General features: G+C 55.5%; 1 protein-coding gene. It reads right to left on the bottom strand.

The window, feature by feature from the left end; genetic code table 11:
• Window positions 1–229 (bottom strand): MlaA family lipoprotein (locus tag SB773_RS35190; RefSeq protein WP_410595248.1); only part of this gene is annotated, 229 nt, incomplete at both ends.

Genomic DNA, 229 nt, shown 5'->3' with positions numbered 1-229 from the left:
GCGTACGCGGACCTAACAAAGGCAGCACTAAATAGCGCGAATCTTCCCACCCCCACACGGCCATGGTTTGGCCGAAATCTTCTTTATCAGCGTTTATTTCCATCAGCGTAGCGTAGTCTAGCAAGCCGCCAATCCCCACCGTAGAGTTGATCACAAACCGGGAGGTTGCTAACCCGGCATTCGCCGGCTTGCCTTGCAGCAAACTGTTAAGCGCGGTGCGCACTTCGCC

Source organism: Bacillus sp. SIMBA_074 (assembly GCF_046534555.1).
GTDB lineage: Bacteria > Bacillota > Bacilli > Bacillales > Bacillaceae_G > Bacillus_A > Bacillus_A mycoides.
This window is presented reverse-complemented; position numbering and strand designations above follow the sequence as displayed.